The 24,817-nt window shown below is 65.2% G+C and carries 28 protein-coding genes; 13 read left to right on the top strand and 15 right to left on the bottom strand.

The features are described from left to right. Positions 1-31 precede the first annotated feature (31 nt). On the bottom strand, positions 32-1,321 hold the full coding sequence (gene gabT / locus QW887_RS02520) for a 4-aminobutyrate--2-oxoglutarate transaminase (protein ID WP_316194138.1): 1,290 nt from the start codon (positions 1,319-1,321) through the stop codon (positions 32-34). Positions 1,322-1,441: 120 nt separating this feature from the next. Further along, a complete protein-coding gene (locus tag QW887_RS02515) occupies positions 1,442-2,329 on the bottom strand; it encodes a LysR substrate-binding domain-containing protein (RefSeq protein ID WP_315712307.1) in 888 nt (295 codons plus the stop codon). A gap of 378 nt (positions 2,330-2,707) precedes the next feature. On the opposite strand from QW887_RS02515, the gene QW887_RS02510 reads away from it, so the two are divergent. Beyond that, a complete protein-coding gene (locus QW887_RS02510; RefSeq protein ID WP_315712308.1) occupies positions 2,708-2,956 on the top strand; it encodes a hypothetical protein in 249 nt (82 codons plus the stop codon). Positions 2,957-3,025: 69 nt separating this feature from the next. Here the strand turns inward: QW887_RS02510 and QW887_RS02505 are convergent, their stop codons facing one another. Beyond that, positions 3,026-3,616 carry an NAD(P)H-dependent oxidoreductase gene (locus tag QW887_RS02505; protein WP_316194137.1) on the bottom strand — a complete coding sequence of 197 codons (591 nt, stop codon included), beginning with the start codon at positions 3,614-3,616 and terminating at the stop codon, positions 3,026-3,028. 129 nt (positions 3,617-3,745) lie between these two features. Further along, positions 3,746-3,982 (bottom strand): hypothetical protein, encoded by a 237-nt coding sequence (locus tag QW887_RS02500; RefSeq protein ID WP_315712310.1) that lies wholly within the window; start codon positions 3,980-3,982, stop codon positions 3,746-3,748. Positions 3,983-4,345: 363 nt separating this feature from the next. On the opposite strand from QW887_RS02500, the gene QW887_RS02495 reads away from it, so the two are divergent. After that, complete coding sequence (locus tag QW887_RS02495) at positions 4,346-4,804, top strand: hypothetical protein (protein WP_316164724.1); 459 nt, start codon at positions 4,346-4,348, stop codon at positions 4,802-4,804. A 1,390-nt stretch (positions 4,805-6,194) separates the two neighbouring features. Here QW887_RS02495 and QW887_RS02490 read toward each other — a convergent pair. Further along, a complete protein-coding gene (locus tag QW887_RS02490) occupies positions 6,195-6,452 on the bottom strand; it encodes a hypothetical protein (RefSeq protein WP_315712312.1) in 258 nt (85 codons plus the stop codon). Between the two features lie 66 nt (positions 6,453-6,518). After that, positions 6,519-7,562 (bottom strand): DUF2778 domain-containing protein, encoded by a 1,044-nt coding sequence (locus QW887_RS02485; protein WP_315712643.1) that lies wholly within the window; start codon positions 7,560-7,562, stop codon positions 6,519-6,521. 227 nt (positions 7,563-7,789) lie between these two features. Here QW887_RS02485 and QW887_RS02480 point away from each other — a divergent pair, with 227 nt between their 5' ends. From QW887_RS02480 to QW887_RS02470, 3 genes are all read left to right on the top strand, one after another. Then, positions 7,790-8,224 (top strand): DUF1810 domain-containing protein, encoded by a 435-nt coding sequence (locus tag QW887_RS02480; RefSeq protein ID WP_315712313.1) that lies wholly within the window; start codon positions 7,790-7,792, stop codon positions 8,222-8,224. Positions 8,225-8,392: 168 nt separating this feature from the next. Then, on the top strand, positions 8,393-8,638 hold the full coding sequence (locus QW887_RS02475; RefSeq protein ID WP_315712314.1) for a hypothetical protein: 246 nt from the start codon (positions 8,393-8,395) through the stop codon (positions 8,636-8,638). 418 nt (positions 8,639-9,056) lie between these two features. After that, a complete protein-coding gene (locus tag QW887_RS02470) occupies positions 9,057-10,052 on the top strand; it encodes a DUF3592 domain-containing protein (RefSeq protein WP_316194136.1) in 996 nt (331 codons plus the stop codon). A gap of 58 nt (positions 10,053-10,110) precedes the next feature. Here the strand turns inward: QW887_RS02470 and QW887_RS02465 are convergent, their stop codons facing one another. The 3 genes from QW887_RS02465 to QW887_RS02455 form a co-directional block, all read right to left on the bottom strand. Then, on the bottom strand, positions 10,111-11,733 hold the full coding sequence (locus QW887_RS02465) for an ABC-F family ATP-binding cassette domain-containing protein (protein WP_316194135.1): 1,623 nt from the start codon (positions 11,731-11,733) through the stop codon (positions 10,111-10,113). A gap of 104 nt (positions 11,734-11,837) precedes the next feature. Next, the gene (locus tag QW887_RS02460; protein WP_315751751.1) at positions 11,838-12,296 is read right to left on the bottom strand and encodes a hypothetical protein; all 459 of its coding nucleotides are present in this window, start codon (positions 12,294-12,296) and stop codon (positions 11,838-11,840) included. 188 nt (positions 12,297-12,484) lie between these two features. Beyond that, complete coding sequence (locus QW887_RS02455) at positions 12,485-13,519, bottom strand: glutamine synthetase beta-grasp domain-containing protein (RefSeq protein ID WP_315712320.1); 1,035 nt, start codon at positions 13,517-13,519, stop codon at positions 12,485-12,487. Positions 13,520-14,062: 543 nt separating this feature from the next. On the opposite strand from QW887_RS02455, the gene QW887_RS02450 reads away from it, so the two are divergent. Beyond that, on the top strand, positions 14,063-14,257 hold the full coding sequence (locus tag QW887_RS02450; protein ID WP_316184907.1) for a DUF2735 domain-containing protein: 195 nt from the start codon (positions 14,063-14,065) through the stop codon (positions 14,255-14,257). A gap of 259 nt (positions 14,258-14,516) precedes the next feature. Further along, the gene (locus QW887_RS02445; RefSeq protein ID WP_316184906.1) at positions 14,517-15,260 is read left to right on the top strand and encodes a tyrosine-protein phosphatase; all 744 of its coding nucleotides are present in this window, start codon (positions 14,517-14,519) and stop codon (positions 15,258-15,260) included. A gap of 29 nt (positions 15,261-15,289) precedes the next feature. Here the strand turns inward: QW887_RS02445 and QW887_RS02440 are convergent, their stop codons facing one another. After that, a complete protein-coding gene (locus tag QW887_RS02440) occupies positions 15,290-15,508 on the bottom strand; it encodes a hypothetical protein (RefSeq protein ID WP_012044361.1) in 219 nt (72 codons plus the stop codon). A gap of 91 nt (positions 15,509-15,599) precedes the next feature. Then, positions 15,600-16,298: an SGNH/GDSL hydrolase family protein gene (locus QW887_RS02435; RefSeq protein WP_316184904.1), complete on the bottom strand. Its 699-nt coding sequence runs from the start codon at positions 16,296-16,298 to the stop codon at positions 15,600-15,602. A gap of 131 nt (positions 16,299-16,429) precedes the next feature. Between QW887_RS02435 and QW887_RS02430 the strand changes: the two genes are divergently transcribed. From QW887_RS02430 to QW887_RS02420, 3 genes are all read left to right on the top strand, one after another. Continuing rightward, positions 16,430-17,110, top strand: a complete 681-nt coding sequence (locus tag QW887_RS02430) for an SDR family oxidoreductase (protein ID WP_315749997.1) — start codon at positions 16,430-16,432, stop codon at positions 17,108-17,110. 95 nt (positions 17,111-17,205) lie between these two features. Continuing rightward, positions 17,206-17,904, top strand: a complete 699-nt coding sequence (locus QW887_RS02425) for a DUF2161 domain-containing phosphodiesterase (protein WP_316173792.1) — start codon at positions 17,206-17,208, stop codon at positions 17,902-17,904. 77 nt (positions 17,905-17,981) lie between these two features. Then, on the top strand, positions 17,982-18,287 hold the full coding sequence (locus QW887_RS02420; protein WP_172109527.1) for a hypothetical protein: 306 nt from the start codon (positions 17,982-17,984) through the stop codon (positions 18,285-18,287). A gap of 98 nt (positions 18,288-18,385) precedes the next feature. Here the strand turns inward: QW887_RS02420 and QW887_RS02415 are convergent, their stop codons facing one another. The 3 genes from QW887_RS02415 to QW887_RS02405 all read right to left on the bottom strand — a co-directional run bounded on the left by QW887_RS02415 (position 18,386) and on the right by QW887_RS02405 (position 20,975). Continuing rightward, positions 18,386-19,042: an N-acetyltransferase family protein gene (locus tag QW887_RS02415; RefSeq protein ID WP_409977870.1), complete on the bottom strand. Its 657-nt coding sequence runs from the start codon at positions 19,040-19,042 to the stop codon at positions 18,386-18,388. Positions 19,043-19,170: 128 nt separating this feature from the next. Next, positions 19,171-19,569 (bottom strand): PaaI family thioesterase, encoded by a 399-nt coding sequence (locus tag QW887_RS02410; RefSeq protein WP_315712326.1) that lies wholly within the window; start codon positions 19,567-19,569, stop codon positions 19,171-19,173. A gap of 125 nt (positions 19,570-19,694) precedes the next feature. Then, positions 19,695-20,975 (bottom strand): ArgE/DapE family deacylase, encoded by a 1,281-nt coding sequence (locus QW887_RS02405; protein WP_315712327.1) that lies wholly within the window; start codon positions 20,973-20,975, stop codon positions 19,695-19,697. A 146-nt stretch (positions 20,976-21,121) separates the two neighbouring features. Here QW887_RS02405 and QW887_RS02400 point away from each other — a divergent pair, with 146 nt between their 5' ends. From QW887_RS02400 to QW887_RS02390, 3 genes are all read left to right on the top strand, one after another. After that, positions 21,122-21,274, top strand: a complete 153-nt coding sequence (locus tag QW887_RS02400; RefSeq protein WP_315712328.1) for a hypothetical protein — start codon at positions 21,122-21,124, stop codon at positions 21,272-21,274. Next, on the top strand, positions 21,274-21,543 hold the full coding sequence (locus QW887_RS02395; protein WP_315712330.1) for a DUF6719 family protein: 270 nt from the start codon (positions 21,274-21,276) through the stop codon (positions 21,541-21,543). The genes QW887_RS02400 and QW887_RS02395 overlap by 1 nt, the downstream gene beginning before the upstream one ends. Positions 21,544-21,655: 112 nt before the next feature. Continuing rightward, complete coding sequence (locus QW887_RS02390) at positions 21,656-23,002, top strand: HlyD family type I secretion periplasmic adaptor subunit (RefSeq protein ID WP_315712331.1); 1,347 nt, start codon at positions 21,656-21,658, stop codon at positions 23,000-23,002. Positions 23,003-23,013: 11 nt separating this feature from the next. On the opposite strand, the gene QW887_RS02385 is transcribed toward QW887_RS02390, so the two are convergent. Further along, positions 23,014-24,774: a 2Fe-2S iron-sulfur cluster-binding protein gene (locus tag QW887_RS02385; RefSeq protein WP_316194134.1), complete on the bottom strand. Its 1,761-nt coding sequence runs from the start codon at positions 24,772-24,774 to the stop codon at positions 23,014-23,016. Positions 24,775-24,817 lie beyond the last annotated feature (43 nt).

Here is a 24,817-nt window from a genome sequence, read left to right as displayed (position 1 = left end):
CTCCAGCCTTCCAGTTCACCTCGGCCGCGCGTCAGGCGGCCAGGCATTTCTCCAGGATCGCGAGCCCTTCGTCCACGATCTCGTCGGACGCGGTCAGCGGCACCAGGATGCGGATGGTGCTCGCGGTGACGCCGCAGGACAACAGGATCAGTCCGTTCTCGTGCGCCACGCGGGTCACGCGCTTGGTCATTTCGGAATCCGGCTCGTCGCTGCCGCGCTGCTTCAGGATATCGAATGCAACCATCGCGCCAGGACCGCGCGGCCCGGAAACCGGAACCAGGTTGTTGGCGCGCGAGAAGCGCTCGATCGCCGCGCGCAGCCGCTCGCCGATCGCATTGGCGCGGTCGAGCAGCTTCTCCTGCTCGAACACGTCGAGCACGGCGAGCGCCGCCGCGCAGGCCAGCGGATTGCCGCCATAGGTGCCGCCGAGGCCGCCCGGCTCCGCGGCGTCCATGATTGCGGCACGTCCGATCACGCCGGACAGCGGCATGCCGCCGGCGAGACTCTTGGCGACGCAGATCAGGTCCGGCTGCACGTCGTAGTGCTCCATCGCGAACATCTTGCCGGTTCGGCCGAAGCCGGTCTGCACCTCGTCGGCGATCAGCACGATGCCATTGCTGTCGCAGATCCGGCGCAGGCCCCGCATCAGCTCCGGCGGCGCCTGGTGGAAGCCGCCCTCGCCCTGCACCGGCTCGATGATGATGGCCGCGACCTGCGAGGCGTCGATGTCGGCCTTGAAGATGAAGTTGATGTAGGACAGCGTATCCTCGACCGTCACATTGCTGCCGGCGATCGGGAACGGCGCATGCCAGACGCCGGGCAGCGGCGGCCCGAAATGCTTCTTGTACGGCATCACCTTGCCGGTCATCGCATTGGCGAGCGCGGTGCGGCCGTGGAACGCGCCGGTGAAGGCGATGATGCCGCTGCGCCCCGTGGCGGCGCGCGCGATCTTGATGGCGTTCTCGGTCGCCTCCGCGCCGGTCGTCAGCAGGATCGACTTGGCCGGCCCCGAAATCGGCGCCAGCGCGTTGAGCCGCTCGCTCAGCCGCACATACGGCTCGTATTGCAGCACCTGGAAGCAGGTGTGGGTGAAGCGGTCGAGCTGCGCCCGGATCGCGGCAACGACATGCGGATGGCAGTGGCCGGTGTTGAGCACCGCGATGCCGCCGGCAAAGTCGACATAGCGCTTGCCCTCGACGTCCCACACCTCGCTGTTGAGGGCGCGGTCAGCAAACAACGGCGTCGCATAGCTCACGCCCCGGACGACGGCCTCGTGTCGCCGCGCCAGCAGGTCTTCGTTCGCAGCCAAATTCGCAGCCATGGCTCAACTCCTCGTGGGAAAATCGAGCCGCAGGCTACGCCGAGAGCCGTCGCGATCAATCAGCTTGTTCCCGACGACAGGTGCCTGCAATGCACCGGACCCAGCGGGATGAGCGCGCAGCTACGCGGCGAGCACATTCTTCAGCCAAGCCCGCAGCGCGACGATCGCGGGCTCGTCCCAGCGCTCCCGAAGGGCGACGAGCTGATAGGCTCCCATGTGGAGTGCCGAGGGGATCACCTCGACCAACGCACCGCTGCGCAAATCATCGGCGACCAACACCTCGTTGGCGAGCGCGACGCCCTGGCCAAAGCGGGCCGCCTCGATGGCGAGATGCGCGTGCCACAGCCGCTGGCCGCGCAACGTGACCGGCTCCCGATACCCCGCCAGCTCGAACCATTGCTCCCATTGCGCGGTGGACTCCTCGTGGATCAGCGAGGCCCTGGCGAGGCCCGGGAGTGTCGCGATCGCCGGAAACCTTGCCAGATAGGCCGGGCTTGCGACCGGGAATACGCGTGGACGCACCAGCTCCTCAGCGACCAGGCCGCCGCTCCGGTCGACCGCTTCGGCATAGACGATCTCCGCATCCGCTTCCCCGCGCTGCAAATCGGGGTGCGCCAGCGTCGGCTGCAGATTGATGTCCCAGTTGCGCGGCGGGCCGCTCAGCTCGGGCAGCCGCGCCAGCAGGCGGCGATTCGCGAGGCCCGGAATGCACCAGATGTTCAGGGTCGGACGCGCCACGGGCCGCACCGAGATTGTCGCGCGGGCGATGATGTCGAAGGCCTGGCTGACCTCGGCATGAAACTGGCGCCCGGCCTCGGTCAGCGCGAGGCCCCGCCCCTCGGCACGCACCAGCGCCACGCCCAGGCTGCGTTGCAGATTCTGCAGATGCCGCGAGACCACGGTGTGGCTGACGGCGAGTTCGTCGCCGGCGGCGCGCACGCTGCCCTTGCGGCCGACGGCCTCGAAGGCACGCAGCGCGATCAGGGAGGGCAATCGAGGTCTCGTCATGCTCGCACAGTTCTCAGCCTGCGCGATCCCCCTCCCCGCCCTCAAGCGGGAACCGCCACGATCCGTCTGTCGCGCGGCTGATGTCGGAGCGCCGGCTGCCATGGCGGCGTCCGTTGACCGCACAAGGCGTTCCGGGCGGAGCGCCGCATCGCGGTCACGAGGGCGCTTTCGCGCGTCATGCCGCTCTTAGCGTCAGCATTGGCGCAACGCCAGCCCGGAGAAAGCCACACGCGCGGCCGGGACCTCCGCGGACGCCTTACGAGGCAGGCCACGTCGCAAACGATCCTTAAGCCTCCCGCCATGGCAGGCGCCATTTGCCTAAAAGTTTCCACAATTCGACTTTGAATCGGGAGTGCTTCGAGCAGGAGAACCCCCAAGATGCGGATCAGCCAAATGATCTACGTCGGTTCGCTGGCAGCCCTCGTCGCGACGGCCGCCCCCGCACTGGCGAAAAGCTCCCAGACGCCCAAGCCGGATGATCAGACCACGTCGTCCCTGCCGTGCCGCGCCTACCAGCAGGCCCCCGACGGGACCTGGATGGAGCGGCCCTGTCAGGGCCAGGGCGCAAGCGCCCCGGCGCGTCAGCGCGCGGTCACCAACGGGACCGGCAGCGCCGAACAACGTTAGCGGATCTGGTTCGCGGACTTGGCGCGAGAGCCGGAGCGCTTGCGCTCCGGCCTGCACTGATGCCCGCGCTCAGTAAGGTGGCGCCCGGCGCGCCCGCTGCTCCCTGCCCGCCTCGACCCACCACAAGAGATCGTCGGCAAAACGCGGAAACGCGCGTTCCAGCGATTGGCCGGAATCGCCGGTCGGCCTGCCGTCGGCGGACAGCGCCTGACCGATCGGGCCGACGGCAAGCGTGCTCGACACCACCACCATGCCCATCTCCGACAACGTGCCGTGCCACGCCGTGGCGGCCCGCGCCCCGGAGAGCCGGCCGGCGGAATAGCTCGCGATCGCCGCCGGACGCCAGAACCATTCCTCGAGAAAGTGGTCGGTGAGGTTCTTCAGTCCCGGCTGCATGCCCCAGTTATATTCGCCGGTGACGAACACGAAGCCGTCGGCGGCGCGGATCTTGACCGCAAGCTCGGCCATGGCCGCTGGCGCCTGGCCGGGCGGATATTCCTTGTACATGCGGTCGAGCATCGGCAGGCCGACCGCCCTGGCGTCGATCAGTTCGACGTCCTGGTCCTTGGCGCGCAACCCGTCCACGACGAATTGCGCGAGCCGGATGCCCATCCGGTCGGAGCGATAGGAGCCGTAGAGGACGAGGATTCGGAAGCTCATGGCGCGTCAACTCCTGGCGCGGACGATCCGCGCCAGACTACCACGCCGTCATGTCATGGAGGTAGTTGTGGTCACGCCGCAGATCGATGGACCGGCGGCGCGTGGTTGCAGAAACGAGGCGAGGCGGGCTCAGCGCGTCACCGTGGCCGAAGCGGAGCGCTCGGATGGCCGGCCGAACACGCTGCGGCAGCCGTCGCTGAGGCTGGCGCGCTGCTTCATCATGCAGGCAATGATGCGGTCGCGATCGGGAATCTCCGACGAGCACAGCCGGAACACGTCGCCCGTGCACAGCCGCCGCTGGTCGTCCTCCGTGAAGGCATGGCCTGCGCGCGGGCTGGCGACCATCGCCAGCGCAAGCCCTGCCATTGCCACATTCCAATTCCGCATCCTGAACAGATGAGTTCGCATCGCCGTCCCCAATTCGCCCGCTGTTTGTCCGGTTCACCCGCTGCTTTCACTGATGTCGCGAAGCAGTTGCCGCCGCAGAATCAAATGATGACACGTCGCGGCGCGCCTTCAACAAGCGCTCTCGTTCCTGCACCACAATTTTGCGGCCTGTTGCATCTTCGACTCCTTTTGCGCTGCCGGAACCCGTGAGACGCCGCCAAATTGTCATTAGGCGAACGCAATCCGGCCCAGCCGCGCTCACACTCTCACGGCGTAGTGGCGGCGTCCTGATGGTGCTTCGGACCATCACGTGTCCCGAGTTCAGGTGTGGGAGTCAGGTTCATGGCGTACACGATGGTGGCTGAGCGGGAGCAGCAGACAATCCGCAAGCAGCGCGAAAGCGCCCTCATCGTTCTCGCCAACGCACAGGTGATGGAGGCGGAAGGCTGGCAGGTCGTCATCACCGACGAGGACGGCAACAGCATGCCGCTCGCCGAGTTCGAAGCTGGCATCTCGCAGAAGTTTTCGTCCTGGTACAAGGCCAAGCAGCGGCCGGTGGTGCCCACCACCATTCCCGCCCCCAACCTGTTCGCAACGCCGGCCAATGACGACGCCGGGCCGGAGGCCGTCGTGGCCGCCGAACTCGCCGCCGAGCAGGTCGAGACGGCCGAGGTCCAGGAGGCTCCTGTCCAGGAGATCGCCGAGGACGATTTCGAAACGGCCGAGACCGCCAACGCTCCGACGGCCGAGAAGGCCGAGCGCGAGGAGATCGCGCTCGACGCCGCCGAGATGGCCGACTGACGCTGCGGCCGCGCCGCAGCATCAGCGAGAGTCACTCGCCGCCTTCGTAGAACAGCTCCAGCGGCAGCCCGGCCTGGGCCTCGCCGATCCACTCCCGCGCAATGGCGTTGGACTCCCCCATGCGTGCATCGCCGCATGCACGCAAAGACCATCCCCCGTCGCTTCGCGTGGCGCGGATCGAGCGTGCTTCGGCCTGCCTTCGCTTCCTCGCGATCAGCGCGCGCCGGGCGACTAACAAACATGTTCGCCCCGCGGCTCTCGGTCGAACAACGATCATCGGAACGAAGCGACCATCTGCCCGTCGGGCAAATCAAGGCGCATTTCCATCTCGCGGCGTCACCTCCAGGGCCTGAATCGGCAGCAACGGCGGTGCGCGCGGAAACGATTTTCCGCAGGCCCATCAAGCTGATTTGGCCTGTCCAGTCCCGCCGCCGAAAATATTCTGCTTTTCCTAAATCTAATTCAGTGCTTTTGTCGCGCCATCTCCCGCTCGCAGGAGGGGCGGTTCGCGGTCGTCACGGACGTGGAGCGGGAGGAGCGGTGGACGCGATGGCAGCGCAGCGCATCTTGCGCCGACGAACGCTGACGTCGCGTACGGTCAAGTCGCGTGGTCCTGGCATCCCGACGCTGATGCCCCCACGGTGGCGCGCCCAAAACGCGTTGTCGTGCACGGTGACCAGAACGCCCGGCGCACCGGGGAGCGCGCGAAGCAGCCGTTAAGATCATCGCGCGGGGAATGCCGGTTGCCCGGCTGAACCTGTGGTGACTGCCGCCTGCTTTTTTTCTGCAGGCGGGCCATGGGTTGCGGCCAGCATCCCGGCATTCCCCGCGCCCTCTGCTGTGCGGAGGGCAAGACGGATGGATCACTCGGGCGCATCAGCGCGGCGAGAACGCGAGGGCGTGCGTGAATGAGACTTCGCAGGACGGTGCTTCAAATCGCTCGGTGTCATTCCGGGGCGCGCGGAGCGCGAGCCCGGAATCCATACGCTGCAGCAGAACTGATGGAGCACGCTGGAGCGACACACCTGCCCGACACGCCCGCTCGTGGTTATGGATGCCGGGCTCGCGCATGCGCGCGCCCCGGCATGACGATGTTGAGAGACCGTGGCGCCACCCGCCGTCATGCCCCGCCCCCGGGTCTCGCCTTCGGCGAGCCCGAGGACAGGCTCCGGCGGGACATCCACTACGCCGCGGCCTCTCGATCAATCACGACTGCGGCGGCGTACTGGGTCGCCCGGTCCCGTCTTCGCCCGATGGGCTTCGACGCGGCAACGAGCGCCAGGGCGCGCCGCAGCTTTAGCGGAGGCGGCAAGCCGGGCGATGACACCGAATGTAAAGCAGGCATCAACACGAGCCAGAGGCCGCGGGTGCCCTGGGGGATGATCCAGTCTCACAACAGCTTCGCGCTCACGAACAGCGTGCGCACGGCGTTGGTGGCCTGCACTGTCATGATGGCGTTGTCGGCCGCGGCCTGCAGGGCGGCCATGGCCTGGTCGTGCAGCGACTTGAACTCCATCCACTCGACGGCGTTGAGGCTGGTGAGGAACTGATGGGCCTGCCCGACCGTCGAAATCACGACCGGCTTGCCGTTCACCTTGATGTTGAAGGTAGTACGCAGACGCGTTTCCGAGTTTGCGGGATCAATCATGGGGACCTTCCGGAAGATGCGACGGGCGTCACCGCCGAGGTCGCGCCGAGGCCCAGCAACAAAACGTCACTCGGTCTTTTGCGCGGTCCGCGTCGGGGTGCCAGCCTCGAGCCCGACGACGACAACGAGTCGGTTGAACTCGCCGTCATCATACGCCTTCAGGAAGCGATCGTAATTCTTGATCGAGACGCAGCCGTTCGAATCACCCTCCGGACCCAGCATATAGGGGTGGGTCAGCAATCCGCTCCGGCCGAGGGTCGATCCTTCCACCACGTTCATGCGCAGGGCGCGAACGCCGTGAAACGGTTTTTCGCGCGGCTTCAGGTCATAGGTGGCGGGCGGGGTCGCGCCAACCATGCGCTGATTGACGTGCTCGGGGTCGTCGCGCAGGCTGCCCATGCCGGAATGGGCCTCGAGCCCGATGCCGGACGGCAGATACACCATCTTGGCCTTGATGTCGTACACGGCGGTCTTGTCATAGCCGAGCGCACCGAGATCGATTCCGGATCGGACGATGCCGCTATCCGGACCGAGCGAGGCGAACTTGGTCGGGCTCGGCAACAGGTCGGACAGCTTCTGCAGGATGGAGCGATCGTCGACGCGTCCGACCGCTTCAGGCGCACTGGCCGAAACCAGGCTGGTCGGCAGGTTGGCGACGGACGGGCGCGGGCGCGGCAGCGGCACGCCCGGTGCAGGCATCGTGACGGTATTGCCCTCCGTCAACATCGGCCGCCAATCGCTGTTGCTGGGGTCGCGAGCGCCCGGATCACGCGCTTCCATGCCCTTCACCAGCGCGGCCCGGGCATCGAGCAATTGGCGGTCGATCGCGCCGCGAAGGGCGAAACGGTCGAGCGCGCGAACCGCGTCTTTTTCCGAATAGGCCGTGGCCGAGGCGGAGGCCGGCGCGAAACGTGTTTCGAAGGTCATGGACGGCGCGGCGGCGGCCGGAATCGCCGCGCTCGCAAGCGACGTCTCATCGCTGTTGGCTCCGACCCATGCGGCCGCGCCCGCTGCGACCGCAAGTGCTGCAAGCACGAGTGCGATCGCTTCGGAGCGCCCGAAGCGGCCTTGCGACAACAGAACGTCTACGCTTGCTTCACTGGAAGCCATCACGTCCCCGATATACCCCCCTTTTCGGACCACCCGGGAAAGGTGACCGACCCCAAGGGGTACGATTCGACCCGTCATGACATAGGATGGCAAGAGTGCGGCATAATCTAGACAAACGCCAGCCCGGAGTGATCCGGCGTGAACCGACGCCCAAGCCTCGCACGGGCTGCGCCGCGACCGTCCCAGAAAGCCGATTATATCGATGAATCAGCCGGTTGGAGGAATGTATGAACGCCGAATGGGATGATCTCGGCCGATTTGCCGACGCACAGGATTCGATTTATTCGCGCGTGACCGCCGAACTTGCGGCCGGCGCCAAGCAAAGCCACTGGATGTGGTTCATCTTTCCCCAGGTCGAGGGGCTCGGCAGCTCCGCCATGGCGCAGCGCTACGCGATCCGCTCCCGCGCCGAGGCCGAGGCCTATCTGGCGCATCCCCTGCTCGGCCCGCGACTCGTCGAATGCACCCGACTGGTGCTCGCAGTGCAGGGCAAGTCGCTGCGCGACATTCTGGGTGTTCCGGACGATGCCAAATTCCGCTCATGCATGACGCTGTTCGATTCGATCAGCCCGAACGGGATCTTCGCGCAGGCGCTCGATCGCTATTGCGACGGTGCGCGCGACCCGGCGACGCTCGCGTTTCTGCAGCACAGCACCGCATGAGCACACGGTTACCGCAGATGCGCATCTCGGCCTCATAGGGCTGACACGGTAATGAACCAACTCTGCCCTGCGGCCGGATTTCGGGTGACAAGCCCGAACAGGAAACTTGATCGCGCCAAGATTTGCGGGTCCCATCCGCCGCGTTGTTTGTCCCAAGGAGACACACTCATGAAGAAGTTTTTCCTGATTGCCGCGCTCGCGACCTTCGCCGCCGGATCTGCCTTCGCCCAAGACAGCTGCGAGACCAAGGCCGTCGGCAAGGACGGCAAGGCGCTCGCCGGCGCCGCCAAGACCTCGTTCATGAAGAAGTGCATGGCCGAGACGTGTGAGACCAAGGCGGTCGGCTCCGACGGCAAGAAGCTCGCCGGCGCGGCCAAGACCAGCTTCATGAAGAAGTGCGAGGCCGGCGGCTGACGCGCTGGCGGCTGACGACACTGGCGCCCCGCCATGATGCTTGGCGGGGCAAAGCCATGCCGGCGGGCTCCATCAGCGCGAAGCGTATCGGCAAGCTACGACGCGGGCGGCGGGCGCCTCGATGTCGAACGGCTTGGTCAGCAGTGCGCAGCACGCCGCCATAGAGCTCGACCCAGCCCTCGGCCGGCACCATCTCGCGGACCTTCTGCCCGATCACGTTCAGGATGCCCGCATGCAGGGCGTAGGCCGGATTGGCTTCAACGTGGACGGAATCGCTCAGCGGGCCCTGCGGACCGTCGAAGAACTCGATGGGCGAGATGGTGGAGAGCTGAGGAGGGCCGGCACACGGTTGAACCGAGGGAAACCCGCAGGACACCACTGCATGTCGCCCGCCCTGGCGGGCCCATGCGAGATCAACATGCTCACCGCATCCGCCCTGCTCTGGACCCGTGTCGCCGCCGGCATCTTCGGCTTTCTCGCCCTCAATTCCGGCTACGGACTCTGGCTTCAGCGCAAGAAGACCAGCGGCGGCCGCGCCTGGCCGGTCGTCGAGGGGGAGATCGTGGCCTCGGCGGTGTCTGTCGCGGCGACGCATCGGTCGGCAGATGACACCGATGCCAAGCCTGACATCCGCTACCGCTACGAGGTGTCGGGCAAGAGCTACGAAGGTCGCCGCATCCGTTTCGGCAGCCCGAGCCGCGTCACGCGCCTGCGAGCCGACGAGCTCACCGGCAAATATCCGCAAGGCGCGAAGGTCCGCGTTTTTTACGATCCGAAACGCCCCTCGCAATCGGTGCTGGAGCCTACCAATGCCAGCGGGACGGCGGCGCTGGTGGCGCTGTTCGTCGTGCTGTCGGCCGTGACCGCCGTGTTGGTGGCGCATTCGCTCGCCGGCAAGGTGCTCACGACCGAGGCTGGCGTGCCGCTGTTCGCCTTCCTGATGCCGTTCGCCCTGTTCGGCTTCGGAGCCGTCGCACTCGCCTCCTACTGGAAGCTGCGGCAGGAGCGCCTGGCGAGCCGCTCCTGGCCGACTACGCCGGGACGCATCACGCGCTCCGGCGTGACGATGGAGATCACACGACGTGAGGACGATCGCGGACGAGAAACGGAAGAGGAGCGTTTCCGGGTCACGATCGAATACAGCTACACTGTGGATGGTCGCTCTTTCCACAGCACGCATTGGAATTGGGGCTGGACCGCGCTGCATTCCGACAGGTCGAGCGCTGAAGCCGTCGCCGCCCAATACCCGGTCAACACCGACGTCACCGTCTACTACGATCCGCTACAACCCGAGACGGCCGTGCTCGATCCCACAAACAAGAGCGGCGTGGCGGCGCCGCTCTGGGCCGGCATCTTCCTGATCGCGATCGGCGCGCTGTTCCTGTTCGTCTTCACCCACGTCCAGATGAGCTAGCCGGGGATGATGCGAACAAAGCGCAAGCAGAGCACGAACGACGAGTATGGCCGCGTCGTCAGCTGCGCAGGCCTGGCGCTTCGTGGCCGCTGCGGGCGACATACTCGGTATAGCCGCCGCCATACTGATGGAGACCGTCAGGGGTCAGCTCGAGCACGCGGTTGGAGAGCGCGGCGAGGAAATGACGATCGTGCGAGACGAACAGCATGGTGCCCTCGAAGTTCGACAGGGCCGCGATCAGCATCTCCTTGGTCGCCATGTCCAGATGGTTGGTCGGCTCGTCCAGCACCAGGAAGTTCGGCGGATCGTAGAGCATCTTGGCCATCACGAGCCGCGCCTTCTCGCCCCCCGACAGCACCCGGCATCTTTTCTCGACGTCGTCGCCGGAGAAGCCGAAGCAGCCCGCCAGTGCCCGCAACGAGCCTTGACCGGCTTGCGGGAACGAATGCTCGAGCGACTCGAACACGGTCTCGTCGCCGTCCAGCAGGTCCATCGCATGCTGCGCGAAGTAGCCCATCTTGACGCTGCCGCCGATCGTCACCGAACCGTCATCGGGCTCCGCGCTACCGGCGACGAGCTTCAACAGGGTCGACTTGCCAGCGCCATTGACGCCCATCACGCACCAGCGCTCGCGGCGCCGGATCATGAAGTCCAGCCCGTCGTAGATGCGGCGGCTGCCGTAGCTCTTGGACACGCTCTTCAGCGCTACCACATCCTCGCCCGAGCGCGGCGCGGGCAGAAAGTCGAACGCCACGGTCTGGCGCCGCTTCGGCGGCTCGACCCGCTCGATCTTGTCGAGCTTCTTGACCCGGCTCTGCACCTGCGCCGCGTGCGAGGCCCGCGCCTTGAAACGCTCGATGAACTTGATCTCCTTGGCGAGCATCGCCTGCTGGCGCTCATATTGCGCCTGCTGCTGCTTCTCGTTCAACGCCCGCTGCTGCTCATAGAAATCGTAGTCGCCGGAATAGGTCGTGAGCTGGCCGGCGTCGATCTCGATCACCTTGTTGATGATGCGGTTGATGAATTCGCGGTCGTGCGAGGTCATCAGCAGCGCGCCCTCATAGCCCTTGAGGAAATGCTCCAGCCAGATCAGGCTCTCGAGATCGAGGTGGTTGGACGGCTCGTCGAGCAGCATCACGTCGGGACGCATCAGGAGGATGCGCGCCAGCGCGACGCGCATCTTCCAGCCGCCGGACAACAGGCCGACGTCCTTGTCCATCATCTCCTCGGAGAAGCCGAGGCCGGCCAGCGCCTCGCGGGCGCGGCTGTCGAGCGCGTAGCCGTCGAGCTCCTCGAACTGCGCCAGCACCTCGCCATAGCGCGCGATGATCTCGTCCATCTCGTCGGCGCGGTCCGGATCGGCCATGGCGGCCTCGAGTTCCTTGAGCTCGGCGGCGACCGACGACACCGGCCCGGCGCCGTCCATCACCTCCGCCACCGCGCTGCGGCCGGACATCTCACCGACATCCTGGTTGAAATAACCGATCGAGACGCCGCGATCGATCGAGACCTGCCCCTCGTCGGGCTGCTCGCGGCCTGAGATCATCCGGAACAGCGTCGTCTTGCCGGCCCCGTTCGGGCCGACCAAGCCGATCTTTTCGCCGCGCTGGAGGGCGGCGGAGGCTTCGATGAAGAGAATCTGGTGGCCGACTTGCTTGCTGACGTTATCGAGGCGGATCATGAGGTCTCAGGACATGGACAGGTTGCCGCCGCTCTTAGTCGATGCGCGCCGCCGGTGGAAGGCGCAATTTGGGCGCCCTCCCCGCACCGTCCGCCCCGCGCCGGTCAGCGGCCTGGAGGCCGAAAATCCTGGTTGCCGAACGGCTTGTCGGTCGGAATGCGGATCGCGACGTAGCCCCGATCCATGGTCGCGTGGCATGCGTTGCATCCGGACGTCAGCTCGGTCACGGCGGAAGCGAAACGCTTGCCATCCTTGGCGGCGATGGCGTCCGAGATCGACTGGATCGGCTGGCCGAGCGTGGTGACATTGTTCACCGGCAGGCCCGAATAGAAGACCGCGGCGTCAGTCAGGCTCTGCCTCAACTGGGCGAGCTCATAGGACGCGAGATCCCAATTCTTGGACTGTCCCGCGAACCAGAGCTTCGCGTGTCTGACCTGAATCAGATTCATGATGTCGCCGAGCCGCGGCAGATATTGTTCTGCACTGGACTGCGACTGCCCTGCAGCCAGGGAGATGGCCGAACAGGCGATCAGAACGCCTGAAACCCACTTGCGATAGCTCATTCCATGCCCCGCTTCCAAACAAACCGCTACGGAAAGACATACCGCTGCGATCGAAACCGGACTTGCGATTGATCAAGGCCATGGCCGCCTCCGATCGTTCGAGCCCGCCAAACGAATGATCCGCCGAAGCGGCTGCTCCGGCGGATCATCATATCAGCCCCCGGCCCCGGGGTATTGTGGTCGGCGTCTTAGGCTGCGGCTTTCGCGCCGGTCGGAACCATCGCGATCGTCTTCAGGACCTGAGACGCGATCTGGTAGGGGTCGCCCTGGGAGTTCGGACGGCGGTCCTCCAGATAGCCCTTATAGGCGTTGTTCACGAAGGAATGCGGCACGCGAATCGAGGCGCCGCGGTCGGCCACACCCCAGCTGAAGGTGTCGATCGAGGCGGTCTCGTGCTTGCCGGTCAGGCGCATGTGGTTGTCCGGACCGTACACCGCGATGTGGTCGGCGCGAGCTTCCTTGAAGGCGTCCATCAGCTTCTCGAAATACTCCTTGCCGCCGACTTCGCGCATGTACTTGGTCGAGAAGTTGCAGTGCATGCCCGAGCCGTTCCAGTCGGTGTCGCCGAGCGGCTTGCAGTGGAACTCGATGTCGATGCCGTACTTTTCGGTCAGGCGCAGCATCAGGTAGCGGGCCATCCACATCTGGTCAGCAGCCGTGCGCGAGCCCTTGCCGAACACCTGGAATTCCCACTGGCCCTTCGCCACCTCGGCGTTGATGCCTTCGTGGTTGATGCCGGCCGCGAGGCAGAGGTCGAGATGCTCTTCGACGATCTTGCGGGCGACGTCGCCGACGTTCTTGAAGCCGACGCCCGTGTAGTACGGGCCCTGCGGCGCCGGATAGCCGTATTCCGGGAACCCGAGCGGACGGCCGTCCTTGTAGAAGAAGTACTCCTGCTCGAAGCCGAACCACGCGTCTGGATCGTCAAGGATGGTGGCGCGGGCGTTCGACGGATGCGGGGTCTTGCCGTCCGGCATCATCACTTCGCACATCACCAGCACACCGTTGGTGCGGGCGGCGTCGGGATACACGGCGACCGGCTTCAACACGCAGTCGGAGCTATGGCCTTCGGCCTGCATCGTCGACGAGCCGTCGAAGCCCCAAAGAGGCAGCTGTTCCAGGGTCGGAAAAGAGGAAAATTCCTTGATCTGTGTCTTGCCGCGCAAATTCGGCACCGGCTTGTAGCCGTCGAGCCAGATGTACTCGAGCTTGTATTTCGTCATTGAGCCTCTCTGTCTTATCGAAAGGTGGGAGCCCAGCAATCGAAGGCTCCCCGCTTACCCGGCCACGATCGGCCAGCGCACTCTTAAGCATGGAATGTGCCAAGTCCCGCGACGTCCCGTCGCATGGACGAAGACCCATCGGGGCGGAGCTGGCGACCGGTTCTGCACGTCAGGGGTGCGGCAAAGGAGCGCGACCGGGATTGCACGGAGCGCATGGCGGAGAGGAGAGCTTGTCGAAAACCCGCTTGATTCCTTGGCATTTGCGGCGACGCGCAAGAGAGGCCGAACAAGCCGTCAGCAGTTCCGGGACATTTTCGAAAAGAGTTGGACCTCTGTCCGCAACCTTTGGTCCAGCCCAAGTGTTGGTCAGATGAACATTGCTGCTGGGGGAGCACATGCAGCAATGCCTGCAAAACGCGCAACATGTGATTTCGTTTTGATCATGTTGCATTCCCTCCGGGCAGCACTGATATCGGCGCTGGTAACCACAACGGAACGAGTCGGGCGCAACCTGATGTGTGGCCGACGGAAGGAGAATGAGGAATGGGCACCAATGTGGACGAGGGATCCGCAAGGATCTACCAATTTCCGCGCGGAGGGCGAGCGGGTCTTACACCTCGCCAGTCCGGATCGTCGCCTGAGCGGCCGATCGCGCCGTCGATCCAGCCGACGATCTACAGCGCGAGCTGGTATCATGACGAGGCGATCCAGGAAGCCAAGCCGGTGTGGGACCGCTGATGTCAGACTGTACCGTGACGCCAGCACGCCTTTGCTGAAGGGTCGGACCGACAAGGTTCCGGCCCTTTTTTCTTGCGCCGCTGTCTGCATGTCTCTCGCCGCTGCTGACGGCCGCCGGCGGGCTCGACGTGCCAGGGTCAAACAGGCCGCCGTCGTGACCCGTTTCATGGTCTTCCCTATCCTGTCGAAGGCTACGCATACGCGTCGCGTCGATGAAACGGCGTTTCACATCGAAGCCCGCATCCCCTAGAATGGGTTGATGTCTGCCCATCCGCTCCGCCATCTCGGCCTTCACGGTGCCAGCAATTTCAGAGATCTCGGCGGATATCCCAGCAGGGACGGCCGGCACGTGCGATGGCGGCAGCTGTTTCGGTCGAACCATCTCGGACAGCTGACCGAGCCCGACGTCGCGGTCCTGCGGGAGCTTGGCGTTCGGACGGCGTTCGATTTCCGCGGTCGCAACGAGCGCGCTGCCGGTCTCTGCACCATCGCCGAGATCACCGTGCATTCCGTGCCGATCGAGCCGAGCGTGGTGCCGGCGCTGCGGGCTCTGGCGACACGAGGACAGCTCACAACCGACCATGCCTTGGAGCTGATGCGCGAGTCCTACCGCAACTACGTCCGCAGCTACACGCCGCGCTTCCGCGCGCTATTCCAGCATGTTCTCAATGAGGACGCCCCGTTGGTGATCCATTGCACGGCCGGCAAGGATCGCACCGGTGTGGCCTGCGCGCTGGTCTTGCACGCGCTCGAGGTTCCGGATGACGCCATCTTGGAAGATTACCTGCTCACGAACCAGCTCTATCGTCGCGAGACTGCAGCTCACCCGGATCTTCCCGCTGATGTCGTCCAGACGATCGGGACAGTCCAGGCCTCGTTCCTGGCAGCTGCGTTCAACGCCATGCGTGATGATTTCGGCGACGTCGACACCTACCTGCGCGACGGTCTCGGCATCGACGGCGCGGCACGGAAGACGCTACAGGAGCGCTATCTCACGCTGTGAGCCTGGGCGGCCCGAATACGCTTGAGCGATCAGGCCGCTTCGATATCGGCTGTCTCGGCGGCTTCCATCGCGTCGAGATCGGCAATCACCTCCTCGAATGCGGAAATCGCCTGTTGAACCGCCGCGATCTGCATCAATTCCCAGCCGGTCACCGGACCTGCACGGTTCTGCAAGGCGACCACCAGATCCCGCCGCTGCTCCTTCAGTTGCACCAGCGGCAAACCATGGTCCGGCAGATGTCTCATCATGTCAAAGCTCCAACGCCCCTCAAGCGGCATAGCGACAGGCTAGCGGGCCGCGCTGGCAATCCACTTACGAAAGTCCGGCTAATTTTATCGATCAGGCCAGCGCGACCGGTGCCGCCATGATGGCGCTGGCCAAAACGTCGCTGATCTTCGCAGTGGCGGCTTCGCTCACATGCAAGCGGTCGCCGTGCCCGTCGTCGAGCGCCGACAACGGAATCTGGCCGGCCTCATGCCAGCTCTTCATCAGATTCCAGCGCCTGAAGACATTGACGTCGGCCGCAGACGTGACCTTCTCGATGCGCCGCTGAATGTCCTCGGCACGCGCCAGCCTGCTGGGCACCGTCACGATGGCAGCCGTATATTGCAGGTCCATCACGATGGCATCGATGGCCAGCCCCGCCAGCCATCGAAGGCCGACGCGCAGCGCCGCCTCGACGTCATCGGGACTGTAGACCTCGGGCCTGTAGGCGGCGTTGGTGCCGACCTGCCAGATGACGAGCGAGGGCTGCTCCGCAATCACGTCGCATTCGAAACGCGAGAGCTCCTCCGGGGATTCCTGTCCGCCCACACCCCGATTGAGGACGTCGATCAGGCAGCCGAAATTGGTCTTGCGCAGCGACTGCTCGATCCGGGCCGGAAAAGCGACAATTCCGTTGGTGCCGGCGGTGGAAGATGAGCCAAGCGCCACGATCCGGGTCTTGCGCTGCGCATCCAGACTCTCCCTGAACCGTCTGATCGGACGAGGAAAACCGGTGGAAACGTCGGGAAATTCGAGAGAGCCTGTCGCGGTCATGGTCACCTCTGACGAACCACGCTTTCTGATTGCAATTGCATGCCCTGGCCGCCCGGCCATTGCAACTCATCGGCAGGGCCATAGTATAACGAGCGGCGCTGTGGGGCGCGTCAACGGAGACCAGGGACGGAATGAACGGAGCAGTGATTGTCATTACGGGTGCGCAAGGGGCGCTCGGACGCAGCGTGGCCGATCTCGCGCTCGCACGGGGCGCGCATGTGGCCGGGATCGATCATGCCCAGGCCGAAATCCCGGCGAGTGACGACCGCATCGAGCTCGGAGGCGTCGATCTCTCCGACCCCGAGCAGGCAAAGGTCGCGATCGACTCCGTCGCCGCCCACTTCGGCACTCTGGATGCGCTGATCAACATCGCCGGCGCGTTCGCGTTCGAGACGACTGCCGACGGCGACGATTCCGTCTGGGAGACGATGCATGCGCGAAACCTGATGACCGCGCTGCACGCATCGCGCGCGGCGATTCCGCATCTCGTCCGCTCCAGCACGGGCCGCATCGTCAACATCGGCGCCATGGGCGCGCTCCAGGCCAGTGCCGGCATGGGCCCCTATGCGGCCTCCAAGTCGGGAGTGCATCGCCTGACGGAAGCACTCGCGGCCGAATGGAAGGGCAAGATCACCGTCAACGCCGTCCTGCCGTCGACGATCGATACGCCGGCCAACCGCGCCAGCATGCCCAAGGCCGATTTCGACAAATGGGTGACGCCGCAGGAACTCGCGGAGGTTATTCTGTTTCTAGCCAGCGACGCCGCGAGCGGCGTGACCGGCGCGCTGCTACCGGTTGTCGGCCGGGTGTAGCGAAGCCAGCCGTTCACCCCGACTTGGCGCTGACATCACCGGACTCGGCGGGCTAGACTCGCGCGCGCTCTGAGTCGCACACATCGGACGGCCCCTTGGAAACCGCGCTCTACCTTCCCGTCAAACGCTTCCTCGAAAACCTCGGCTTCTCGGTCAAAGGGGAAATCGGCGGTTGCGACGTGGTGGCGCTCAAGGGCGACGACCCGCCGGTGGTCGTCGTCTGCGAGCTGAAGCAGGTCTTCAACCTGGAACTGCTGCTGCAGGCAGTCGATCGGGCCGGTGCCTGTGACGAGGTGTGGGTTGCGGCGAACCTGTCGGCACGCGGCAAGGGCCGCGAAAGCGACTCCCGCTACCGCAATCTGTGCCGCCGGCTCGGCTTCGGCATGCTGGCCGTGACCTCAGCCGGACACATCGAAGTGCTGGTGCAGCCGCCCACCACGGCGCCGCGCAAGAACCCCAAGAAACGTTCGCGTCTCGTGATCGAGCATCAGCGGCGCAAGGGCGACCCCGTCGCTGGCGGCTCGACCCGGGCTCCCATCATGACGGCCTATCGGCAGCAGGCGCTGGCCTGCGCCTCGGCGCTGTCGGGCGGGCCGAAACGCGTCCGCGACCTCCGAGCGGACATTCCGGATGCGCCGAAGATCTTGCAGCGTAACGTCTATGGTTGGTTCGACCGCGCCGAGCGCGGCGTCTATGTCCTCACGAAAGCCGGGCTCGCGGCCTTGCGCCGCTGGCCCCAGGATATCCACATGACGCAGGCAGCGTTGCCCAATCGCGACATGGTGAACGCATAGCTGGGCTGCCCCGCGGAATATATATTGCAATGCAACAATCCTGCTTCTAGGTATCCCGGACGATTCACGAGGCCCCCATGAGCGAAGATTGGAACACCAAGTACGGTCCGCGTCGCGTCAGGCGTGATCCCCCGACACTGGAAGAAGCGATCTTCGCTGCGTCAGGCATCACCGACGATGTGCAGGCTCAGGCCGAGATCGCGTCGGCGCTGATGGGTCTGCCGCTCGAGCAGGTGCTTCCCGAGGTGAAGAAGGCAGTCCGCGTTGCCGCGCGCACCAACACGCGCGTCATCACGGCCGACCAGGGCACGCAGCAGCGTGCCGTCGTGGTCGAACGCCGCACCGTGCGCCGCTTCAATTTCGACAAGCGCACCGGCACCTGAACGCCGCCCTCCGGGGCGCATCGGTAATGCAGTCAAACGAAAAGGCGCGGCAGCGGTGATCGCTGTCGCGCCTTTGTCGTCGCTGCAAACGGCTCGGCTCAGGCGGCGCGCTTGTCGCCGTACATCCGGGTCACGAGCTTCCAGCAGGCCCGGTTGAGGGTGAAGAACGCGCGCGCTGCCGCGATCGGCGCATCGATCACGAGCTTCGCCAGCTCATCCTGGGGCTGCTCGGTCAGATCGATCGTGCCGGTCGATTCGCCATGACGGAACGCCAGATGCGCGCCGAATTTGGCCGCCAGCGCCCGCATCGCATGGTTCTGCGATCCCGTCGTGACGCGGAGCTTGCGATAGCCCTTCCAGCGCGCCTCCGAGATCACCCGCTGGAACAGCAGGCTGCCGACCCCGCGGCGACGCACGCAAGCCTCCACGCTGAACGCAATCTCCGGAAGCCCGTCCTCGGACTGCTCCGGCGGATGCAACTCGGCGGCCCCGCGCACCATGCCATTTTCCATGTAGGCGACGACGATTGTGCCATCGGCCGCACAGCGGGCCGCATAGCGTTCGATGAAACTGTCATCGAGGAAGCCGTTGAATCGATCGTGCCGGCTTTCCGCATCGAGCCGCAACAGATGATCGCGCAGCAACGGCAGTTCTTCGTGCTGGCTGAGGGTCCGCACATAGCCGAAGCCCGGCCGGGGACGAAAAGTATCTACCTGTGACACTGCCTGAGACTCCTCTCGAGAGCCCTCGCACACAGACGTCTTTCCCTAGACAGGAGCTATATTGTGCATCGCAACATTCATTGCAAGCCCCGCGCTCTACGGAGAGAACATGCGGCCATGCAAGGATCGCGTGAGTTAACGATTCGTTTGTGTACGAATCATCACAGCACGAGCTGAGTCTGGGTCACGAGTGCGACCAGCCTGCCGTCGTCGGTCTCGATCCGGGTTTGCCACACCTGGGTGCGGCGGCCGCGATGCACGGGCGTGGCGGTTGCCGTCACCACCGTCCCCTCCTTGGCGCCGCCGATGAAGTTGGTCTTGCTCTCGATCGTCGTGGTGCCCTTGGCGTCCTGCGGCAGGTTGATCACGGTTGCGGCCGCGCCGACCGAATCCGCCAGCGCCATGACGGCGCCGCCATGGATGGTGTGATGCAGAGTGCAGAGATCCGGCCGCACCTGCATTTGCGCCACGACGCGATCGGCGCTGGCCTCGGTGAAGGTCACACCCTTCAATTCCGCGAACGGCATCTTCATCGCATTGATCTTGTCGAGTGGCGTCATGCCTTCCCTCCCCCGTTGATCGGACGACCCGTCTTCGCGGGTCAGCGCCGCATCTGGATGCGCCGGGCTTCGAACCCGAAGCAATGACCTGAGAGGTCATTGCTTCGGTCCGATCGTGCCGCCGCTCAGACCTTCTCGATCCCGCACCACTCCGCGATGAACAGCGCCATGGTCTTGGTCACCTGGCGCAGCGAGTCGAGCTCGACATATTCGTTGAAGCCGTGCATGGCGGCGCCGGTCGCGCCGAAGCAGAGGCTGGGGATGTTGTAGTTGAGCCCGTAGAAGCGGGTATCCGTGAGCGCCGTGAAGACGAGATCCTGGACCTCGCCGCCGTAGACGGCGGTGAAGGCCTTGCCGAACGCCGCCTCCGGCTCGGCCGAATTGGTCAACTCGTAGCCTTCGGACAGGAAGCCCGACCACTCGACGACCGGCGGATTGTTGGAGAGAAAACGATGATCACGCGAAGCCGCGGCGACGCAGGCGAGGATCTCGTTCTGGCAGTCCTTGACCGACCAGCCCGGCAGGATGGCGATGCGGCAATCGACGTCGCACCAGGCCGGCACGCTCGAGGCCCAGTCGCCGCCTTTGATGATGCCCGGATTGAAGTTGATCGGATGCGTGAGCGTCCTGAAATGACGATCGCTCTTGGCGCGCTCGTTCCAGTCCGCCTCGAGCTTCTCCAGCGCATGGATCAGATGATAGCTCGCCTGGATCGCATTGGCGCCGACGCCGGCCTCGAACACATGCGCCGGGAAGCCGCGCACTTTCAGGCGGAACCAGATCACGCCCACCTGAGAACGCACCATCTTGCCGCTGGTCGGCTCCGGGATGAAGCAGGCATCCGCGCGGTAGCCGCGCTGCAGGGTCGACAGCGCGCCGACGCCGGTGCTCTCCTCCTCGATGACGGATTGGATGTGAATTCGCGCCGTCGGCTTGAAGCCGGCAGCCTTGATGGCATCGAGCGCATAGAGCGCGCCGATGGTACCGGACTTCATGTCGCAGGCGCCGCGGCCATACATCCGACCGTCGCGGATCACCGGCGAGAACGGCGGCGTCTCCCACATGTCGAGCGGACCGGCCGGCACCACGTCGCAATGGCCCTGCAGGATCAGCGATCGCCCGGCCGACGTCGCCGGCCGGTAGGTTCCGACCACGCTGCGTGCTCTCGAGAAGTCGTGCTCGATCGGGCCGTAGCCGCGCATCTCCTTGAGATCGTCGAGATCGATGTGCCAGTCGTCGACCTCGTAGCCGCGCGCGCGCAGGAGATCGCTGAACATGTCCTGGCACGGCCCTTCGGCGCCGCGGGTCGAGGGGATGGCGACGAAGTCGCTCGTGGTCGCAAGCTGCCGGTCGAAGTCGGCATCGACGGCGTCGACGATGCGCTGCGTAATGTCCTGGGTGATCATGCCTGTCGAGGTTCCAATTGCCGATGACTGCAGCAAATCACAATCTCATGCAGAGTTGCACCGGATTCGCCGCTGCTTTCAGAATCGCAAGGCCGCCCGTACATTCGCGCATACGAAAATGGCCGCAACATACTTTGGAATTTAACATGTCGGATCACCGCAATATCCTTTATTTCCTCCTCGGCATTCTCAGCGCGGCGATCATCGTGCTCGGCTACAATTTCTATCAGGCCAAGAAGCAGCCGGAGGGTGTCCAGATCAATATCGGGCCAAACGGACTGAAGATCGAAGGAAAGTGATGCGTTCTCAAATCTCCTCGTTCGCGAATGTCGCAGCGCGCCCTCTCGGCGTCCTCGGTGTCCTGCTTTTGGTTGCCGCACCCGCGCAGGCGCAATATGTCGGGCGCGAGCAGGACATCACCGATCTCCGGCTCGGCCAGCGGGTGCTGGTCGATGACGGCACCTGCCCCGCCGGCCAGGTGAAGGAGGTCTCCGGCTCCAAGATGGCTGAAACCGGTATTGTCCGCACCACGAAATGCGTGCCGCGCTTCGGGCCGAAGAAGAAGTAGCTGACCTCGTTCGATGCGGCTCTCGCCGCCGACCTCCGGCGCGTGACCTTCCGCACAGTCCCACAGCCGCGCATCGACGATGCTCCTGCCCGTGGACAAGCGGGGACGCAGCATGTCGATGTCAGCGGTGCAGGATCACGGCTTCTTCGAAGCGGCCGACCGGCCGCAGCCGGTCAAGGCCGATTTCAGCCGTTACGCCCTGCTCGGCTATCTGTCGATCGCGCTGGTGTTCGGCGGCTTCGGCGTGTGGGCGGCCTATGCGCCGCTCGATCGCGCGGCGATCGCACCGGGCACCGTGTCCGTCTCCGGCGATCACAAGGTGGTTCAGCACCGTGAGGGCGGAATCATCAGGGAGATCCTGGCCAAGGAAACTCACGCCGTGCATCGCGGCGACCTGCTGTTTCGGCTGCAGCCGACCGAGGCCCAGGCCAACACCGACCTCCTTCGCAAGCAGATGGACGCGTCGCTGGCCGAGGAGGCGCGCCTGCTCGCCGAGCGCGGCAATGCGCGGATGATCACGTTTCCCGACACGTTGCTCAACCGCCAGAACGTGCCGGAGGCGGCGCTTGCCATCGCCGACCAGCAGCGGCTGTTCGTCGAGCGCCGCAATGGCCTGATCAGCCAGATCAACATCCTCAACTCGCAGATCGCCCAGCAGCAGCAGGAGTTCGCCGGCCGTGACCGCCAGCGCGCCGCGCTCTCCGCGCAGCTCGCGAGCTTCGAGACGCAGATGAACAATGTGCGCCCGGCGGTCGCCGCAGGCTATTATCCGCGCAACAAGTTCCTCGAGCTGGAACGCGAGCGCGCCCGCGTCGAAGGCGATCTCGGCCAGGCGCAGGCCGACGTCGCGCGGCTGACGCAGACGGCCGCGCAGACGCGCCTGCAGATCGATCAGACGCTGCAGAAATATCTGACCGAAGTCGGCCAGCAGCTCGACGGCACCCGGGCCAAGCTGTCGGACCTGCGCGAGAAGCTGGTCATCGCCGAGGACGTGCTGCGCCGGGTCGACATCCGCGCCGAGCGCGACGGCATCGTCATGAACATGAAAGTCCACACCGTCGGCGCCGTCGTGAAGCCCGGTGATACGCTCGCCGAGATCGTTCCGGTCGGCGAAGGCGTCGACGTGATGGCGCACGTCTCGCCGCGCGACATCGAGAGCGTCGCCATCGGCCAGAGGGCCGAGGTGCGCTTCTCCAATTTCTCCTCGCGCACGACGCCGACGATCTTCGGCAAGGTCTCGAGCGTCTCGGCGGACGCGATGTCGGACGAGGCGACCAAGCAGAGCTACTATTCGGCGCGCGTCGTGATCGACTATTCGACCATCCCGCCCGAGATCGCCGAGAAGATCCTGCCGGGCATGCAGGCCGACGTCATCATCTCCACGGGAGAGCGCACCGTGCTCGAATATCTGGTCGGCCCGCTGCTCAACACGCTCGCCAAGACGTTCCGTGAGAAATGAGCCGAGAACACCTATGCCGACGGCACCGGTGGCGCGCCCGCGACGACAGCAAGGTCGCGGGCACGCCGCACGCCGATGGCGTCCAGCTCGCTACCCTGTTCCGGATCGGCAAGGCTCTCACGTATCGCTCCATCCAGATCAGCAAGGCCGCCTGCTGCCGCCACGCCCCCGGACATCGCGAGCTGCCAACCTCTGGTGTCGGCCAATTCAGCTAGAAGCGCCGACCACTCCGTCCCGAGCCCGAGCACAGCCACCTGCGACGTGCGTCCAAGGGTCAGTTGCCCGACGACGATGTCGCCAAGGTGAGCACCAATCGCCAGCTCGACGGGCCGACCGATCTCCGCGGCGATCTTTTCGTTGACGCGGTCCATGACCACGTCCATGGCGCCGATCGCCTGCAGCGCATCGCGGCAGCCTTGTTCTGCTCCCTGCTCCTCGCCGAAGACGGCGAGCACGCCATTGCCGAGAAAGCGATCGATGCGCCCGGAATGGGCTTCGATCGCCCTGCCAATGGCGCCGAAGATCTCGTTCATCATGAACCCGAGGTCGGATGGCAGCCGGTCGCGCGCAATCGCCGCAAGCGGACGGACGCGGACGTGGACCAGGCATACCGCACGGCGCTCGGCGGGAAGGTCGTCGACGAGGGGCGCCCTCTCCGCTTGATCGCCGCCGAGGAGACGCGTGATCGTCAGCGGCGCCACCGGGCGAATCTGGCAGGCCAGCCGCACATTCGCCGGAGCCGCCAAGTCGGCGAGCATGACGCGCTCCGCGTGGCCGGGCGGTGCCAGCGTCTCCGCACCTTCATCAACGCGGACGCGACAAAGACCGCAGCGGGCACGGCCGCCGCAGTCGGATCGCTGCGAAAGATCGTTGCTGCCGATGATCTCCAGCAGCGTCGGACCGACCGCGGCCCGCACCGTCGCACCACCCGTGAAAGCAATGGCGATCTTCGGCGCCGCGAGGGACGCGACGTGACGGAACACGATGATCGTCACGCCTGCAACGAGCAGCGCGACGACCGCGATCTGCGCCGAAACCTGCAGCAGGGCGATCCACTTTCCGTCGAGTTCGCTCGGCCAATGGGTGACCTGGCGCATCTGCTCGGCCATACCGGGATTGCCGAGCAACGTGGCGACGGCGCGTCCGGACACCACGAACCCCATCAGCGCCGCCATCGGCACCGCGACGGCGAGAACAACCAGCAGCGGCTGGACGAGGCGGTACCAGCTCCGGAATTTCAGCCAATGATGCAGGCCGACGCAGCCGTGGATCCAGACCAGCAGCAGCAGCGCGGTCTGAATCCAGGCCGCCTTGGGCCACAGCAACGCCAGCGCATAGAGGTAGCCATCCTGAACGCCGAACAGCGCATGAGCCATGTGGGTCTCGATGACATGCGGCAGCAACAGCAGCGGGATCGCAAATCCGGTGGCGATCTGAACAAACTCCCACGAGGACAGCCGCCACGTGCCGCGCTGAACCGTCTTGGCGAACGCCAGCACGACATGCGCGAGCAATGCCGCCGACAGCACGATCATTCCCGGCCACGATCGGGTGACGACCAGTCGCCATTCCTGCACCTCGTCCATCGCCTCGAGGCTGAACAGACCCACCGCATGGTTGAGAAAATGCGTCGCGGCGAACGCAAACAGGACGAGGCCGGACACGAGCCGGATGTTCTGGGACGTTACGGCAGGCATGAGCTCACTGTGATTCAGGCAAGCTGCGAAATCTGAGCACGGCTGAACCATCCGGTAGCGGCTGCCACCGGCCAACTCAAGCGCCGGCAGATCAGCCTCGAGCTATGTGAGGTCAGTC

The sequence above is a fragment of the Bradyrhizobium sp. SZCCHNRI3052 genome, from assembly GCF_032484895.1.
GTDB lineage: Bacteria > Pseudomonadota > Alphaproteobacteria > Rhizobiales > Xanthobacteraceae > Bradyrhizobium.
The sequence above is the reverse complement of the archived record's forward strand: the minus strand, read 5'-3'. Positions and strand labels throughout refer to the sequence as shown.